Genomic DNA, 16,691 nt, shown 5'->3' with positions numbered 1-16,691 from the left:
CATGACCGCACCCGCTCTGGTAGCCCTCGCCCACGGCAGCCGCGACCCGCAGTCGGCCGCGACCATCAAGGCGCTCGTCGACCAGGTCCGCGCGCTCCGTCCCGACCTGCGCATCGAGCCCGCGTTCCTCGAGCTGGCGCGGCCCTCGTTCGGCACCGTCGTCGACAAGCTCGTGCGGGCCGGCTACGACGAGATCGTCGTGGTGCCGCTGCTGCTCACCGAGGCCTACCACGCCAAGGTCGACGTCCCCGCGGCGATCGCCGAGGCCACGTCGCGGCACCAGGGGCTGCAGATCCGCGCCACCCGCATCCTCGGGCTGGAGACCGCGTTCCTGGAGGTCCTCGATCGTCGGCTGCGGACCGCGCTCAAGGAGGCCCGGGTGCGCGAGCTGGACGCGCTGGTGCTGGCCGCGGCGGGCTCCTCCGACGCGCTGGCCAACCAGGCGGTCGCACGGCTCGCGCGGCTCTGGAGCTCGCGGCACCGGCTGCCCACCGTGGCCGCGTTCGCCTCGGCCGCACCCCCGACCACCGGTGAGGCCGTCCGGCAGTTCCGGGCCGAGGGCCGGCGCCACATCGCCGTCGGCTCGCTGTTCCTCGCTCCCGGGGCGCATCCGGACCGGGCCGCCGAGCTGGCCCTCGAGGCCGGCGCGGTCGCGGTGTCCGCGCCGCTGGGCGCAGACCCGGAGGTCGCGCGGACCATCCTGGCTCGCTACGCGGTCGGCGCCGTGGAGCTCGTCCCGGTCTGATCCTGCGGCCGCCGCCAGGCCCGGGGGCCGAACCCGATGGCGCCCGGCGCCCGGGCTTGGCAGAGTTCCCCTTCGTGGACGGGGTTCCGTGGATGGACGGGTCGGTTCGCGCAGCGCGCCCCGAGACGGTCGTGCTCGTCGAGGGGGTCAGCGACGAGGTGGCGGTGACGACGCTGGCCCGCCGGCGCGGGCGCGACCTGGCCACCGAGGGCGTCCGGGTCGTCGCGATGGGCGGCGCCACGAACATCGTCCGGTTCCTCGGGCGCTTCGGCCCCGACGGGGCCGGCACCCGGCTGGCCGGTCTCTGCGACCTCGCCGAGGAGCGGTTCTTCCGGCGCGGCCTGGTCGGCGCCGGGTTGGCGGGTGGGAGGGCGGCCGGTGACCTCGACCGGGAGGGGCTGGCCGGCCTCGGTTTCTTCGTCTGTGTCCGCGACCTCGAGGAGGAGCTGATCCGCAGCCTCGGCGCGGCCGCGGTGCTGGACGTCGTCGCGGCGCAGGGCGAGCTGGCCCGCTTCCGCATCCTGCAGCAGCAGCCGGCGCACCGCCAGCGCCCCGTCGAGCAGCAGCTGCGGCGCTTCCTCGGCACCCACAGCGGCCGCAAGGCGCAGTACGCCCGCGCGCTCGTGGAGGCGCTCGACCCCGACGCGGCGCCGCGGCCGCTGGAGCGGCTGCTCGCCCACCTCCGCGTCAGACCGTGACCGGGAGCGGGCCCCACTCCGGCGGGGGCGACCACTCGGCCCAGCCGCGGTCCCACCAGGTGTCACCGGCGACCAGCATCGCCTCGATCTCGCGGCCGGTGCGACGGATGCCCTCGGCCTGCGCGGGGGTGTAGCGCTCCTCGGCCACCCGCTCCTCGAACAGCTCGGCGTCCTTGACCTCCCAGCCGCCCGCGGCGGGCAGCCAGAAGTCGAGCTCGTGGTCGAGGGTGTCGTAGCCGGTCGCGTCCCGGACCAGCGGCTCCTGCAGGTTGAGGTACCACCCCGCGAATTCCCGGGGCTCCCCGCGCCAGAACACGTCCACGGAGTAGGCCTCCCCCGGTCGCTGCATCATCAGCTTCCCGTGACCGGACCACGCCTCGTGGCCGGCCACCTGCCAGGGATGCTGCCAGCGCTCCAGCGGCCAGGCGGGGAAACCGAGCGTGGACCCGGGGGCCAGGTAGGTCACCAGCAGCTCGGGGGTGTCCACCACGACGTACGTCGCGAAGGCCGTCCACGGATGGCCCTTGAGCGCCTCCCGCCGGATCGCCACGTCGCCGTACCGCCATACGCCCCACGTCTCGTCCCGAGCCATGACCCGCACCCTAGTGGTCGGCGGCACGGCATAGGCTGGCCCCCATGAGCCAACACTTCGACGTTGTCATCCTCGGCGCCGGCCCCGGTGGGTACGTCGCTGCCATCCGTGCCGCGCAGCTCGGCAAGAGCGTCGCCGTCATCGAGGAGAAGTACTGGGGAGGGGTCTGCCTCAACGTGGGCTGCATCCCCTCGAAGGCCCTGCTGCGCAACGCGGAGCTCTCGCACATCTTGACCCACGAGAAGGACAAGTTCGGGATCACCGGCGACGCGTCGATGGAGTTCAAGCCGACCCACGCGCGCAGCCGCGAGGTCTCGGACAGCATCGTCAAGGGCGTCCACTTCCTGATGAAGAAGAACAAGATCACCGAGATCGACGGCTGGGGCACGCTGACCGGTCCGAAGTCGGTCGACGTGAAGGGCAAGGACGGCAGCACCAGCCAGGTGACCGGCGATGCGCTCATCATCGCGACCGGCGCGACCACCCGGTTGATCCCGGGCACCTCGCTGTCCGAGCGGGTGGTGACCTACGAGGAGCAGATCCTCGACTCGGAGCTGCCCGGCTCGATCGTGATCGCCGGCTCCGGAGCGATCGGCGTCGAGTTCGCCTACGTGATGAAGAACTTCGGCGTCGACGTGACGATCGTGGAGTTCCTGGACCGGATGGTCCCCACCGAGGACCCGGAGATCTCCAAGGAGCTCCTCAAGCACTACAAGAAGCTCGGCGTGAAGGTGCTGCTCTCCACCAAGGTCGAGTCGATCGACGACTCCGGCGACAAGGTGAAGGTCACCGTCTCCCCCGCCCAGGGCGGCGACCAGCAGGTGCTGGAGACCGACAAGGTGATGCAGGCGATCGGCTTCGCCCCGCGCCTGGAGGGCTACGGGCTCGAGAACACCGGCGTGCAGACGACCGACCGCGGCGCGATCGCCGTCGACGCCCGCGGCCGCACCAACGTCGAGGGTGTCTACGCGATCGGCGACGTGACCGGCAAGCTGATGCTCGCGCACACCGCGGAGGCGATGGGCATCGTCACCGCCGAGACGATCGCCGGCGCGGAGACGATGGAGATCGACTTCGACATGATCCCGCGGGCGACGTACTGCCAGCCGCAGATCGCCTCCTTCGGCTACAGCGAGGAGCAGGCCAAGGAGAAGGGCTACGACGTCAAGGTCGCGAAGTTCCCGTTCAGCGCCAACGGCAAGGCCAAGGGGCTCGGCGACACCACCGGCTTCGTGAAGCTGGTCGCGGACGCGAAGCACAACGAGATCATCGGCGCCCACATGATCGGGCCCGACGTGACCGAGCTGCTGCCGGCGCTGACCCTCGCGCAGCGGTGGGACCTCACCGCCGACGAGGTCGCCCGCAACGTCTTCGCGCACCCGACCCTGTCCGAGGCGGTCAAGGAAGCCGTCGAGGGCCTCGCCGGCCACATGATCCACCTCTGACCGGGCCGACGGCGCGGTGCCTGCCGCGCCGTCAGCGGACCAGCCGGTCCACCAGGTGCTCGAGCTGGCGGGCCGGGTCGTCGGTGCTGCCGCCGTGCACCGGTCCCGGTTGCACGACGGTGCTCCGGGGCGCCTTGACGAAGCCGAACCGGGTGCCCATCGGCGCCTGTCCTGCCGCGCCCGCGGAGGCGTCCCCGCGACAGACCGCCTCGGTCGCGGCGAGAGCGGACCGGACCGCCGCGACGTCGACGACCGGGTCGAGGGCGGTCAGCCGCGCCTCGTCCACGTGGCACTGCGCCTGCAGGAAGTCGCTCTGCTGGCAGTAGAGCACCACGCCGACGTTCACGAACTCCTCCCGGTCGATGCGCGGCACGCAGCGCAGGACGACGTACTGGAAGCCCATCCGCGGCGTCATGCCGCACCCGCCGCGGGCAGCCAGGCCCGCTCGCCCTGCACGCGGGCCACCAGGAACTCGACGTACGCCGCCCGCAGCTGCTCGGGCGAGGCGGCCCCGGGCACCGGCTCCAGCCACACCGCCGGCACCAGTCCCACCACCTCCTCGAGCAGTTCGCGGGTCACCTGCGGGGCCAGCTCGGCGTCGACCCGGGGCACGCCGGAGCGGTACGCCGCCAGCACGTGGTCGGCCGCGTCGTAGGGCTGGGCCGCGAACCGCTGCGGGGAGCCGATGCCGCCGCTCCAGCCGTGGTGGAACCACAGGCAGGCACCGTGGTCGATGGCCCACAGGTCGCCGTGCCAGACCAGCAGGTTGGGGTTGCGCCAGGAGCGGTCCACGTTGGCGGTCAGCGCGTCCAGCCAGAGGATCCGCGCCGACAGGTCGGGGTCCGGGCTCACCCCGGAGTCGAAGCCGAACGAGCCGGGCAGGAAATCGACGCCCAGGTTGGGCCCGAGGCTCGCGGTGAGCAGGTCCTGCACCTCCTCGTCGGCTTCGTACTTCGCGATCGCCTCCTCGACCTCGAGCTCGACGAGGTCGGGGGTGGCGATGCCGAGCCGGCGCGCCAGCTCCCCGACGATCACCTCGGCGACCAGCACCTTCGCGCCCTGGCCGGCGCCGCGGAACTTGCACACGTAGATGCCGAGGTCCTCGGCCTCCATCAGCCCGGGCAGCGAGCCTCCCTCGCGCAGCGGCGCGACGAAGCGCGTGGCCCGCACGGTCCGCAGGGTCACAGCTTGAGCTCCGTGAGCCGCTGCCGTTCGGTGTCGACGTCGAAGTCCGCCTCCGGCCACTTCAGCTTCATGCCCTCCAGTGCCTCGTGCAGCACCGTCGCGACCGCCCAGTTGCGGTACCACTTGCGGTCCGCGGGGACGAGCAGCCAGGGGGCGTCGTCGGTGTTGCAGCGCTCGAGCATCAGCTCGTAGGCATCGCGGTAGGAGGGCCACAGGGCGCGCTCGTCGACGTCGCCGGGGTTGTACTTCCAGTGCTTCTCCGGGCTGTCGAGCCGCTCCAGGAGCCGCTCGAGCTGCTTCTCCGGCGAGATGTGCAGCATGCACTTCACCACCACGGTGCCCTCGTCGACCAGCCGCTTCTCGAAATCGTTGATCGCGTCGTAGCGAAGGTCGATCCGCTCCAGCGGGACCAGCGCCCGCACCCGGGCGATCAGCACGTCCTCGTAGTGGGAGCGGTCGAAGATCCCGATCTTGCCGGCAGGCGGCAGCTCCTTGCTGATCCGCCACAGGAAGTCGTGGCCGCGCTCCTCCTCGGTGGGCGCCTTGAACGCGTTGATGTGCAGTCCCTGCGGGTCCACCAGCCCTGCCGCGTGACGCATCACCCCGCCCTTGCCGGAGGTGTCCATCCCTTGCAGCACCAGCAGCAGGCTGCGGCGGCCGCCGCTGACGCCCTCGGCGAACAACCGCTCCTGCAGCTCGCTCAGCGGGTCCTCGAGATCGGCGAGCGCGTCCTTGCCGTCGTTCTTGGAGCCACCGAAGCCCGGGGTGTCGTCGGCGGCGTGCGCCGAGAGGTCGACCGGCCCGGCGGGCAGGCGCAACGTCTCGGTGAGGGACTTCTCGCGGGAGCTCATGCGAGCGAGTATCCCCCACCGCGCGACGATGCCGGTCGACCCCTCGGCGTCCGCTCAGCCGCGGTGGATCCTGGCGGACCAGTGGGAGAAGCGGTGTCCCGCGATGCCGGCCACGTCGATGTAGGAGTGCCCGCTGGCACCCTCCCCGTAGTTGCCGCCGGCGACGGTGACCTGGACCCACCGCGGCGCGGACAGGCAGGCGCGGGGCACCGAGATCTGCACCGCGTCGTGGGCGAAGTCGACCTCCTTGGTCAGGCCGGTGCAGCTCACCTCGCCGCGCTTCTTGAGCATGAACGCTCCCTTGCGGGAGCCGTCGTGGAACACCAGCGCGGCCCGCCACAGCCCCTCGTCGGTCCGGATCTTGGCCGCCATCATCACGCCTTCGGCGTTCTTGGTGAGCTTGACGAAGTTGGAGCGGACGGTGACCCGACGGGCGCTGTGCCGCACGACGGTTCTGGTGAGGTCGGCGTTCACCGGGGAGCCGGCCTCGACGTAGCTCGGGCCGCTGGTCTGCGAAGCGAAGACCTGCTCCCAGGCGTCGGAGGTGCCGTCGTCGATCTTCAGCGTCTCGGCCGTCGCCGAGACGGGGGCGAGCACGGAGCCGGCGGCGACCGCCACCAGGGCAGCACGGACAGGCAGATTGAGCATGTGGATCCTTCGTGAGGGGCGCTTCCTGAGATGAGCGCGACGGCAGAAGGGTAAAGATCCCTGCCGCCCTGCGCAGCAGAACGCGCCGACGAGCTCAGGCCTCGTCGAGCCCCGCGCCCTCACGGGCCAGAGCGACCAGCCGGCTGACCGCCCGGTGGTACTTCTTGCGGTAGCCGCCCTCGAGCAGCGGCGGCGCGAACAGCTCGTCGAAGGAGACCCCGGAGGCCACCACCGGCACGTCCCGGTCGTAGAGCCGGTCGGCCAGCACCACCAGCCGCAGCGCCACCGCCTGGTCGGAGACGGTACGGACGTCCTCGAGGCAGACCACCCGGACGCCGTCGAGCATGGCGCCGTACTTCGAGGGGTGCACGTCGGCGAGGTGCCGGGACAGGTCCACGAAGTGGTCGAAGCTGGCCCCCGGCCGCTGCGCCCGGGTCTTGACCTCCTCGAGCGACTGCGAGGCCGGCGCCTCGGGCAGGCCGCGGTGCCGGTAGTCCTCGCCGTCGATGCGCACCGACGCGAACGAGTCCGACAGGCCCTGGATCTCGCGCATGAAGTCCTCGGTGGCGAAGCGGCCCTCCCCGAGCTTGCCGGGCAGCGTGTTGGAGGTGGCGGCCAGGCGCACCCCGGCCTCGCGCAGCCGGGTCAGCAGCGTGGAGACCAGCACCGTGTCGCCGGGGTCGTCGAGCTCGAACTCGTCGACGCAGACCAGCCGGAAGTCCGAGAGCGCGGCGACGGCGTCGTGGAAGCCGAGGGCGCCGACGAGGTGGGTGAGCTCGACGAAGGTGGCGAACAGCTTCGGCCCGGGCGCGGTGTGCCACAGCGAGGCGAGCAGGTGGGTCTTGCCGACGCCGTACCCGCCGTCGAGGTAGATGCCCGCCGGGCCGGTCGGTGCCTTGTCGCGCTTGAACCACCCGCGGCGGGCGCCGGCCTGGTCCAAGGTGTCGGCGAACTCGCGCAGCCGGTCGACCGCCTGGGCCTGCGAGGGCTGGTCGGAGGCGGGCCGGTAGCTGTCGAAGCTGACGTCGGCGAAACGCGGTGGCGGCACCAGCTCGCCGAGCAGCCGGTCCGCGGGCACCGACGGGTTGCGGTCGGACAGCTGGATCGGCACGTCTGCATCGTAAAGTGCCGGTGTGCGCCTCCCTGTGATGCCCCCGGTCCAGCCGATGCTCGCCAAGTCCGTCAAGGGCATCCCCGATCCGACGAAGTTCGGCGGGCTCGCCTTCGAGCCGAAGTGGGACGGCTTCCGCTGCATCGTGTTCCGCGACGGCGACGAGGTCGAGCTGGCCAGCCGCAACACCAAGCCGCTCACCCGCTACTTCCCCGAGGTAGTGGCGGCGATGCTGGAGGGGTTGCCGCACAGGTGCGTGCTCGACGGCGAGCTGTTCGTGGCGGTCGGCGACCGGCTCGAGTTCGAGCGGCTGCAGGAGCGGATCCACCCCGCCGACTCCCGGGTCCGGATGCTGGCCGAGGCGACCCCGGCCGGGTTCGTGGCCTTCGACCTCCTAGCGCTCGGCGACGAGTCGCTGATGGCCGAGCCGTTCGCCGTACGCCGGCAGCGGCTGGAGGCGGCCCTCGACGGCGTCCGGCCGCCCCTGCACCTGACCCGGATCACCACCGACGCCGCGGAGGCCGGCGACTGGTTCGAGCGGTTCGAGGGCGCCGGCCTGGACGGAGTGGTGGCCAAGCCGATGAGCGCGCCGTACCAGCCGAACACGCGCACCATGCTGAAGATCAAGCACGAGCGCACCGCCGACGTCGTGCTCGCCGGCTACCGGCTGCACAAGACCTCGACGGAGGCGAACCCGCTGCTCGGCTCGCTGCTGCTCGGGCTCTACGACGACCAGGGCCGGCTGCAGCACGTGGGGGTCTCGGCGTCGTTCACCGCGAAGCGCCGGGCCGAGCTCGTCGAGGAGCTGCAGCCGCTACGGGCCGAGGAGCTCTCCGAGCACCCGTGGGGCGAGTGGTCGGAGTGGGCGGTCGCCAACCCCGACCGGGTCCCCGGCACGCAGAGCCGGTGGAGCGCCGGCAAGGACCTCTCGTTCGTGCCGCTGCGTCCCGAGCGGGTGCTCGAGGTCGGCTACGACCACATGGAGGGCTCACGGTTCCGGCACACCGCGCAGTTCAAGCGCTGGCGGCCCGACCGGGACCCGCACTCGTGCGGCTACGAGCAGCTCGAGGAGCCGGTGTCCTACGACCTGGCCGCCGTCCTCGGCGGGCAGGACTAGGCTCGTCCCATGAGTGGGACGACGACGTACGACGTGGTGCTCCTGGTCGAGCAACCTCTTTCCGAGCAGGACGCCCGGCAGGTCCGCGGCCTGCACACCGATGTCGCCGACCCGGTGCGCTACCACGTGCTGCTGCCGGTGGAGGACGCGGCGGCCCGCGTCGAGTCGGCCCTCGGCTCGATCGCGGCGAGTGAGGTGCTGGCCTCCCCCGCCCTGGTGATGGACCAGGAGAACATCGAGGCCGTCCAGGCCGAGCTCCTCTCCGAAGCCCGCGGCGAGCTCGACACCTGCCTGAAGCAGATGACCGACTGCGGCGGCGACGTCGTCGGGGAGATCGTCAGCGCCGACCCGGTCGACGCGCTGGCCGCCAAGGTCGCCGAGGTCGACGCCGCCGAGGTGATCATCCTGACCCGCTCGCACGTCGTCTCGGAGTTCTTCCACCTCGACTGGACCTCCCGGGCTCGGCGCAAGCTGGGCGTGCCGATCCTGCACCTGCTGGAGCAGGAGAACTTCGACGAGCAGGCCGGCGAGGGCGAGGGCGTCACCGGCTTCTGAGCGGTCCGTCCGGGCCATCCGCCCTGGCCCGGACGGGGTTGCTCGAACGACCCGACATGCTCACCTGTTTCGTCTCCGACGGGCGCCGCCGCGCGCCACCATGGTGGGAGAGCGACGCACGGTGCCCGAGCCCTCGGGTCAGGTGGCGACCGGTCGGGAGGAGCGGACATGGCCGAGGACCTGGGTCAGCTGGCCGGCCTGGCACTGCTCGGCGCCCTCTGCCACGTGACCGTCGCCGCGCTCGACCCGGTGGGGGCGATCGCGCACGAGGACCTGACCGACGCCCGGCTGGCGGCGTTCCTCGACTCGTCGACGCCACCGCCGCCGCGCGGCTAGCCTGTGCGGGTCGGCGTGATGCCGCCGCGTGATCCCGGGCGCGTGCTCGTGCCATGCCGCCCACGTGACGGCTCCGGCGGGAAGCAGGTCCGATGAGCAAGCCGACGATCCTGACCGTCGACGACGATCCGGTGGTGTCGCGGGCGATCACCCGTGACCTCCGCGCCCGCTACGGCGCCGACTACCGGGTGGTGGGCACGACCTCGGCGGCGGAGGCGCTCGCGGTGCTCGGCGAGCTGGTGCTGCGGGACCGGTCGGTGGCGCTGGTGGTCTCCGACCAGCGGATGCCGGCGATGACCGGGATCGAGCTTCTCGAGCAGGTCCGTGAGCAGGTGCCCGACGCCAAGCTGCTGCTGCTGACGGCGTACGCCGACACCGACGTCGCGATCCGGGCGATCAACGACATCGGCCTGGACTACTACCTGCTCAAGCCGTGGGACCCGCCGGGTGAGCGGCTCTACCCGGTCACCGACGACCTCCTCGACGACTGGCGGCGCGCCCACCCGGAGGAGACCTCGCAGCTGCGGGTGGTCGGGCACCGCTGGTCCGAGCGCAGCCACGAGACCAAGACCTTCCTCACGCGCAACCACGTGCCCTACCGGTGGCTGGACGTCGAGCGTGACGAGGAGGGCGGCCGGCTGGCGGGGCTGGCCGGCGCCGGCCCCGACGACCTGCCGCTGGTGCTGGTGCCGGACGGGGTCACGTTGCGTGCCCCCTCGATGCTGGACCTGGCCGACGCGCTGGGGCTGCGGACCCGGGCCGAGCAGCCGTTGTACGACCTGTGCATCGTCGGCGGCGGCCCGGCCGGGTTGGCGGCCGCCGTCTACGCCGCCTCGGAGGGCCTGCGGACCGTGGTGGTGGAGCAGCACGCTCCCGGCGGGCAGGCCGGTCAGAGCGCGTCGATCGAGAACTACCTCGGCTTCCCCAAGGGGCTCTCCGGTGCGGACCTCACGGACCGGGCCGTGGCCCAGGCGGGCAGGTTCGGCGCCGAGATGGTGCTGGCCCGCGACGTGGTCGGCTTCGAGACCCGAGGGCCGGTGCGCGCGGTCCGCTTCGACGGCTCGGGCGAGATCGAGGCGCGCTCGCTGCTGATCGCCACCGGCGTCTCCTACCGACGCCTCGAGGCGCCCGGCGTGGAGCGGCTCACCTCCCGCGGCGTCTACTACGGCGCCAGCGCCAGCGAGGCCCGGCAGTGCGAGGGCGACGAGGTGTACGTCGTCGGCGCGGCCAACTCGGCCGGCCAGGCGGCGCTGAACTTCGCGCAGCACGCGAAGCGGGTGGTGCTGGTGGTGCGCGCCGCCGCCCTGGAGGCCACCATGTCGCAGTACCTCGTCGCCCGGGTGCGGGCGGCCCCGAACATCGAGGTGCGGCTGCGCAGCGAGGTAGTCGCGGCACACGGCGAGGACCACCTGGAGCGCGTCACGGTGGCCGACCGGACCTCCGGCACCAGCGAGGAGCTGCCGGCGAGCTGGCTCTTCGTCTTCATCGGGGCGCAGCCGCGCACCGACTGGCTGGGGGCGGAGATCGCCCGCGACCCGCACGGGTTCGTGGTGACCGGTCAGGACCTCGCCACGGCGCCGTACGCCGACCGGTGGCCGCTGGCGCGCGCGCCGTACACGTTGGAGACCAGCATGCCCGGGGTGTTCGCCGCCGGCGACGTACGCCTCGACTCGATGAAGCGGGTCGCCTCCGCGGTCGGCGAGGGCGCGATGGCGGTCTATCTCGTGCACCGCTACCTGGCCACGATCTGAGCACGGCGATGACCTTCCACGACCTGCGCGCGCTCGAGCTCTTCGCCGGCCTGGACGACGACCAGCTCCGGCAGCTGGCCGACGCCGGCGAGGAGGTCACCTTCGGCCCGGGCCAGGAGCTGTTCCACGAGGCCCAGCCCGCCGACAGCTGGTGGGTGCTGCTCGAGGGCGCCCTGGAGCTGCTGCGTCACGTCGGCCACGAGGAGAGCACGATCGGCACGATGCAGTCGCCCGGTCAGTGGGCGGGCGGCTTCCAGGCCTGGGACGAGCACGGCCGCTACCTCGCCAGCGGTCGCGGGCAGTCTTCCGGCCGGGTGCTGCGGGTCCCCGCCGGGCGGCTGCGGGAGCTGGCCGACGCCTGGTTCCCGTTCGGCGTGCACCTCATCCGCGGGCTGGTCCTCTCGGTGCGCGGCATCGAGTCCGCGGCCCGGCAGCGGGAGGCGCTGGTGGCGCTGGGCACCCTGGCCGCCGGGCTCGCCCACGAGATCAACAACCCCGCCTCGGCCGCCACCCGCGCTGTCGACGCGCTTGAGGAGACGCACGCCCAGCTGCTCTCCTCGCTGGGCCGGTTGGCCGAGCACTCGATCTCGGCCACGCAGTTCATGGGCCTCGACGCGTTGCGGCGCGAGATCGGCCCGCGGCCGCCGGGCGACGACCCGCTGGCGCTCGCCGACGGCGAGGACGCCCTCTCCGACTGGCTGATCCGGCACGGTGTCGAGCGGGACTGGCTGATCGCTCCGGCGCTGGCCGCCGCCGGCGGCGACGTCGGCTGGTGCGAGCGGGTCGCGGCGCTGCTCGACGCCGCCTCGTTGGAGGCCGGGCTGGAGTGGGTCGCCAGCTCGCTGGCCTCCACCGGGCTGCTCCAGGAGGTCAAGGAGTCGACCCGCCGGATCTCCGACCTGGTGGCGACGGTCCGCTCCTACTCCCAGCTCGACCGCGCCTCGGTGCAGCCGACCGACGTGGTCGAGGGCCTGGAGAGCACGCTGGCCATGCTGGCGCACAAGCTGCGTCCGGGCGTGGTGGTGGTGCGCGAGTACGCCGACGACGTACCCCGCCTCGACGCGATGGCCGGCGAGCTGAACCAGGTGTGGACCAACCTGGTCGACAACGCGGTGCACGCGATGGACGGCTCGGGCACGTTGCGGGTCTCCGCCAGGGTCGAGGACCACGCGGTGGTGGTCGAGGTCGGCGACACCGGACCCGGGATGCCCGCGGAGGTCATGTCCCGCGCCTTCGAGCCGTTCTTCACCACCAAGGAGGTCGGCCAGGGCACCGGCCTCGGGCTCGACATCTCCCGCCGGATCGTCGTGGAGCACCACGGCGGCCTGCTCTCGGTCGAGCGCCGGTCCGGCGAGACGGTGTTCTCGGTCCGCCTGCCGCTGCGCCCCGCTCCGCCCGAACGACCCTGAGGGTTACCGGACCGGGGCCGACCCGCCTGTTCTGCAAACAGGTTGCACGATCGTGCATTGCACGAACCTGCAAGAACCGGACAGGCGTGCGCGCCGTCGGTGACCGAAACGAGACCCTGGAATCTCTTTACTTCGCGGTGAACGGATGGTGAAGTTCCGCGGGTCACGTGCAGCACCGCACATGTCTCGGCGCGCCCATCGGCTTCGCCGTGATCCCTACCCTGGAAGGACTCCTGCGTGAAACGACGCAGTCTCGGCGTCCTGAGCGGCGCGGCCACCGCCGCCCTGCTCGCCACCGCGATCCCCGCACCCGCCATCGCCGTGCCGCCGGCCGACCCCGGCCAGCAGGCAGCCAACGGCAAGACCAAGACCGACGACCGCGCCGACCCGCTCTCGACCAAGCAGCGCGCGCTGAACAAGCGCGCCGTCGAGCTGGTCCTGGCCGGCAAGGCCGAGCCGCGCAACCGCGGCGGCTCGAAGTCCGTCCGCGTCGCGCCCGGCCAGTGGGCGCAGTACGGACTGCAGTCCCAGGACGAGCTCTTCTCGATCCTGGTCGAGTTCGGCGGCAACGCGACCGGCAGCACGACGGCCGGGCCGTTGCACAACCAGATCCCGAAGCCGGACCGGTCGAGCGACAACAGCACCTACTGGATCCCGGACTTCAACCGCCAGCACTACCTGGACATGTTCTTCAACGGCCTGCCGGAGCAGAACGGGGAGTCCTTCAAGGACTTCTACGAGGAGGCCTCCAGCGGCCGCTACACCGTCAACGGCGACGTCAGCGACTGGGTGAAGGTCGACAAGCCCGAGGCGGCGTACGGCACCACCGAGAGCCAGAAGGACATGACGTCGTTCATCGACGACACCGCCGAGGCCTGGTACGCCGCCCAGGTCAAGGCGGGCAAGTCCACCGCCGAGATCGCCGACTACCTGACGCGCTTCGACCAGTGGGACCGCTTCGACAGCGACGGCGACGGCGTCTTCGCCGAGCCCGACGGCTACGTCGACCACTTCCAGGCCATCCACGCCGGGGAGGGCGAGGAAGCCGGCGCTCCCGAGTCGACGATCTGGTCGCACCGCTGGGCGGTGGGCGTCAACGGGCGCGGCCCGGACGGCGCCGGCCCGGACGGCTACACCAAGAACGGCGGCATCGAGATCGGTGACACCGGCGTCTGGATCCGCGACTACACGACCGAGCCCGAGAACGGCGGCCTGGGTGTCTTCGCCCACGAGTTCGGCCACGACCTCGGCCTGCCCGACCTCTACGACACGGCGGGCGGGGACAACGGCACCGGCTTCTGGACCCTGATGAGCTCCGGCTCCTGGCTCGGCCACGGCAAGGACTCCATCGGCACCACCCCGGGCCACATGGACCCCTGGAGCAAGCTGATGCTCGGCTGGCTGGACTACGAGGTCGCTGACGCGGACACGAAGTCCACCCACCACCTCGGCCCCGCCGCCCACGCCACCAAGAAGGCGCAGGCGCTGCTGGTGAACCTGCCCGACGGCACGAAGGTCACCGACATCGGCCCCGCCGCGACCGGGAACGACTACTTCTACTCCGGCCGTGGCGACGACCGTGTCGCCACGGTGACCAGCCCGGAGTTCACCGTCCCTGCCTCCGGCGCCCTCACCGCCAACGTGCGCTACGAGATCGAGAAGGACTGGGACTACGCCTACGCGGAGGTCTCCGCCGACGGCTCGACCTGGACACCGCTGGCCACGAACCGCTCCACGACGACCAACCCCTACGGCAGCAACGAAGGCCACGGGATCACCGGGTCGACCAAGGGCTGGGTGCCGCTCACCGCTGACCTCTCCAGCTGGGCCGGCAAGCAGGTGCAGGTGCGCTTCCGGATGGTCAACGACCCGGGCACGAACGAGCTCGGCTTCCTCGTCGACGACATCGCCGTGGGTTCCGCGCTCACCGAGGGCGCCGAGAACGGGGCTCCCGGCTGGAAGCTCGACAAGTTCGTCATCGCCGAGAACGGCAAGACGAGCGAGACGTTCCAGCACCACTACCTGGTGGAGAACCGGCAGTACCTCGGCTACGACCAGACGTTGCAGCAGGGCCCCTACAACTTCGGCTGGTCGAAGACGGAGCCCAACCGGGTCGAGCACTTCCCCTACCAGGACGGCATGCTGGTCTGGTACTGGAACGACCTCTACGCCGACAACAACACCAGCACCCACCCCGGCGGCGGCCTCGTGCTGCCGGTCGACGCCCGCGGCGAGGCCCTCGCGTGGTCCGACGGGACCGTGGCCCGCAACCGGATCCAGGCGTTCGACGCCACCTTCGGTCTCGAGCGCACCGACGCGCTGTCGCTGCACCGCGAGACCGAGGACGGCATGACCACCCTCGAGGTGCCCGCCCGCGCGGCCGCCCCGGTGTTCGACGACACCCACGGCGAGCGCTACTGGGACGAGGCGAACGAGCAGGGCAGCGTGCAGGTGCCCGACACCGGCACGCAGATCAAGGTGGTCAACTCCAACCGCAACGGGATGATGCAGGTGCAGGTCTACTGACCTGGTCTTCCCGATCGGGGGACGGGGGCCGGAGCATCACGCTCCGGCCCCCGTTGCACGTGCCCCTGCAGACGCTGCAGACGCGCCGACTCGGCGGGGTTCAGCGCTGCAGATGCGCCGACTCGGCGGGGTTCAGCGCTGCAGATGCGCCGACTCGGCGGTCAGCGGGGGGTCAGGCGTCGTCCCAGTTGGCGGCGTTCTTGCGGCTCGGCTGGACCCGCGGCGGCTCCCCCGGCATCTTCGGGTAGTCGGGCGGGTAGGGCAGGTCGGAGATGCCCTGCTCCACGTCGCGGGCGTAGAGGTCGAGCAGCGGCTGCAGGGAGCAGTGCCGGTCGTCGATGCCGGCGTGCGGGTCCCCGTGCTCGGCCAGCCGGTCCGGCACGGTGAAGAGGTTGAACCGGGCCGGGTCCCCGATCTCGGCCAGCTCGTCCCACTGCACCGGCGTCGACACCGGCGCTCCCGGCTTCGGGCGCAGCGAGTAGGCGCTCGCGATCGTGCGGTCCCGCGCGTTCTGGTTGTAGTCGACGAAGATGCGTTCCCCGCGCTCCTCCTTCCACCACGCCGTGGTCACCGCCGGCGTGCGCCGCTCGAGCTCGCGGCCGAACGCGATCGCTGCGTGGCGTACGTCGGTGAACTCCCACCGCGGCTCGATCCGGACGTAGACGTGCACGCCCCGGTTCCCGCTGGTCTTGGGGAAGCCGACCAGGCCGAGCTCCTCCAGCAGGTCGCGCGCGAGCAGCGCCACCCGCGCGGCGTCGGCGAAGTCGGTGCCCGGCTGCGGGTCCAGGTCGATGCGCAGCTCGTCGGGATGGTCGGTGTCGTCGCGGCGGCACGGCCACGGATGGAAGGTCAGCGTGCCCATCTGCGCGGCCCAGGCCGCGACGGCCACCTCGGTCGGGCACAGCTCGTCGGCGGTCCGCCCCGACGGGAAGGTCACGGTGGCGGACTCGACGTACTCGGGGGCGCCCTTCATCATCCGCTTCTGGTAGAAGGCGTCTCCGTGCTCACCGGTGCGGGTGGCCAGGGTGATCCCCTCGCGCACGCCCTTGGGCCACCGCTCCAGTGCGGTCGGCCGGTCACGCAGCGCACGCATGATGCCTTGCTCGACCGAGACGTAGTACTCCACCACCTGGAGCTTGGTGACCTCGGGCGTGGTGGCGGTCGCCTCGTAGATCACGCGGTCGGGGCTCGAGACCCGGACCGCACGTCCTCCTGCGTCCACCTCTGCTGCGGGTGTGGCCATGGCGCCATCCAACCAGCCCCGGCGCGACGGCGTCCTTTTGCGGCGATTCCGTAGGCTGGAGGCATGGCTTACCAGGTGAACAAGACCGACGCGCAGTGGCGCGAGGAGCTCTCGCCCGAGGAGTACGCCGTGCTCCGGCAGGCCGGCACGGAGCGCGCCGGGACCGGCGAGTACACCGACACCAGCACCGTCGGGGTCTACCGCTGCCGGGCCTGCCAGGCCGAGCTGTTCCGGTCCCAGACGAAGTTCGACGCGCACTGCGGCTGGCCGTCGTTCTACGCGCCGCTGGCCGAGGACCGCGTGGAGTACCTCGAGGACACCTCCCACGGGATGAAGCGGGTCGAGGTCCGCTGCGCGAGCTGCGGCTCCCACCTCGGCCACGTCTTCGACGACGGCTACGGCACCCCGACCGGCCAGCGCTACTGCATCAACTCGATCAGCCTGACCCTGGACCCGGTCGAGGGCTAGCGGCCACCCGG

General features: G+C 71.9%; 17 protein-coding genes. 10 read left to right on the top strand and 7 right to left on the bottom strand.

From position 1 onward, the window contains the following. The first annotated feature begins 1 nt into the window (after position 1). A complete protein-coding gene (locus tag H9L09_RS18610) occupies positions 2-745 on the top strand; it encodes a sirohydrochlorin chelatase (RefSeq protein WP_187578304.1) in 744 nt (247 codons plus the stop codon). A gap of 92 nt (positions 746-837) precedes the next feature. Further along, positions 838-1,443 carry a TOPRIM nucleotidyl transferase/hydrolase domain-containing protein gene (locus H9L09_RS18605; RefSeq protein ID WP_187578303.1) on the top strand — a complete coding sequence of 202 codons (606 nt, stop codon included), beginning with the start codon at positions 838-840 and terminating at the stop codon, positions 1,441-1,443. Here the strand turns inward: H9L09_RS18605 and H9L09_RS18600 are convergent. After that, positions 1,433-2,035 (bottom strand): ribonuclease FAU-1 family protein, encoded by a 603-nt coding sequence (locus tag H9L09_RS18600; RefSeq protein ID WP_187578302.1) that lies wholly within the window; start codon positions 2,033-2,035, stop codon positions 1,433-1,435. The genes H9L09_RS18605 and H9L09_RS18600 overlap by 11 nt on opposite strands. A gap of 44 nt (positions 2,036-2,079) precedes the next feature. Between H9L09_RS18600 and lpdA the strand changes: the two genes are divergently transcribed. Beyond that, entirely contained in the window at positions 2,080-3,480 is a 1,401-nt protein-coding gene (gene lpdA / locus H9L09_RS18595; protein ID WP_187578301.1) for a dihydrolipoyl dehydrogenase, read from the top strand. A gap of 31 nt (positions 3,481-3,511) precedes the next feature. Here the strand turns inward: lpdA and H9L09_RS18590 are convergent, their stop codons facing one another. The 5 genes from H9L09_RS18590 to zapE all read right to left on the bottom strand — a co-directional run bounded on the left by H9L09_RS18590 (position 3,512) and on the right by zapE (position 7,275). Continuing rightward, complete coding sequence (locus tag H9L09_RS18590) at positions 3,512-3,895, bottom strand: DUF3037 domain-containing protein (RefSeq protein WP_187578300.1); 384 nt, start codon at positions 3,893-3,895, stop codon at positions 3,512-3,514. Beyond that, a complete protein-coding gene (locus tag H9L09_RS18585) occupies positions 3,892-4,665 on the bottom strand; it encodes a HipA family kinase (protein ID WP_187578299.1) in 774 nt (257 codons plus the stop codon). Before H9L09_RS18585 ends, H9L09_RS18590 begins: the two co-directional genes overlap by 4 nt. Further along, on the bottom strand, positions 4,662-5,516 hold the full coding sequence (locus H9L09_RS18580) for a PPK2 family polyphosphate kinase (protein WP_187578298.1): 855 nt from the start codon (positions 5,514-5,516) through the stop codon (positions 4,662-4,664). The genes H9L09_RS18585 and H9L09_RS18580 overlap by 4 nt, the downstream gene beginning before the upstream one ends. Before the next feature lie 54 nt (positions 5,517-5,570). After that, a complete protein-coding gene (locus H9L09_RS18575) occupies positions 5,571-6,164 on the bottom strand; it encodes a hypothetical protein (RefSeq protein WP_187578297.1) in 594 nt (197 codons plus the stop codon). A gap of 94 nt (positions 6,165-6,258) precedes the next feature. Further along, positions 6,259-7,275, bottom strand: a complete 1,017-nt coding sequence (gene zapE, locus H9L09_RS18570) for a cell division protein ZapE (RefSeq protein ID WP_246456104.1) — start codon at positions 7,273-7,275, stop codon at positions 6,259-6,261. 22 nt (positions 7,276-7,297) lie between these two features. On the opposite strand from zapE, the gene H9L09_RS18565 reads away from it, so the two are divergent. From H9L09_RS18565 to H9L09_RS18540, 6 genes are all read left to right on the top strand, one after another. After that, positions 7,298-8,392: an ATP-dependent DNA ligase gene (locus H9L09_RS18565; RefSeq protein ID WP_187578295.1), complete on the top strand. Its 1,095-nt coding sequence runs from the start codon at positions 7,298-7,300 to the stop codon at positions 8,390-8,392. A 9-nt stretch (positions 8,393-8,401) separates the two neighbouring features. Then, a complete protein-coding gene (locus H9L09_RS18560; protein WP_187578294.1) occupies positions 8,402-8,947 on the top strand; it encodes a hypothetical protein in 546 nt (181 codons plus the stop codon). Between the two features lie 168 nt (positions 8,948-9,115). Continuing rightward, entirely contained in the window at positions 9,116-9,283 is a 168-nt protein-coding gene (locus tag H9L09_RS18555) for a hypothetical protein (protein ID WP_187578293.1), read from the top strand. Between the two features lie 92 nt (positions 9,284-9,375). After that, a complete protein-coding gene (locus tag H9L09_RS18550; protein ID WP_187578292.1) occupies positions 9,376-11,034 on the top strand; it encodes an NAD(P)/FAD-dependent oxidoreductase in 1,659 nt (552 codons plus the stop codon). Positions 11,035-11,042: 8 nt separating this feature from the next. Continuing rightward, positions 11,043-12,443 (top strand): ATP-binding protein, encoded by a 1,401-nt coding sequence (locus tag H9L09_RS18545; protein ID WP_187578291.1) that lies wholly within the window; start codon positions 11,043-11,045, stop codon positions 12,441-12,443. 237 nt (positions 12,444-12,680) lie between these two features. Further along, positions 12,681-14,969 (top strand): immune inhibitor A domain-containing protein, encoded by a 2,289-nt coding sequence (locus tag H9L09_RS18540; RefSeq protein WP_187578290.1) that lies wholly within the window; start codon positions 12,681-12,683, stop codon positions 14,967-14,969. 172 nt (positions 14,970-15,141) lie between these two features. Here the strand turns inward: H9L09_RS18540 and H9L09_RS18535 are convergent, their stop codons facing one another. After that, entirely contained in the window at positions 15,142-16,212 is a 1,071-nt protein-coding gene (locus H9L09_RS18535; protein WP_187578289.1) for a DNA polymerase domain-containing protein, read from the bottom strand. 63 nt (positions 16,213-16,275) lie between these two features. Between H9L09_RS18535 and msrB the strand changes: the two genes are divergently transcribed. Beyond that, positions 16,276-16,680, top strand: a complete 405-nt coding sequence (msrB, locus tag H9L09_RS18530; protein ID WP_187578288.1) for a peptide-methionine (R)-S-oxide reductase MsrB — start codon at positions 16,276-16,278, stop codon at positions 16,678-16,680. Positions 16,681-16,691: the final 11 nt, after the last annotated feature.

Source organism: Nocardioides mesophilus, from assembly GCF_014395785.1.
GTDB classification, from domain to species: Bacteria; Actinomycetota; Actinomycetes; order Propionibacteriales; family Nocardioidaceae; genus Nocardioides_B; species Nocardioides_B mesophilus.
This window is presented reverse-complemented; position numbering and strand designations above follow the sequence as displayed.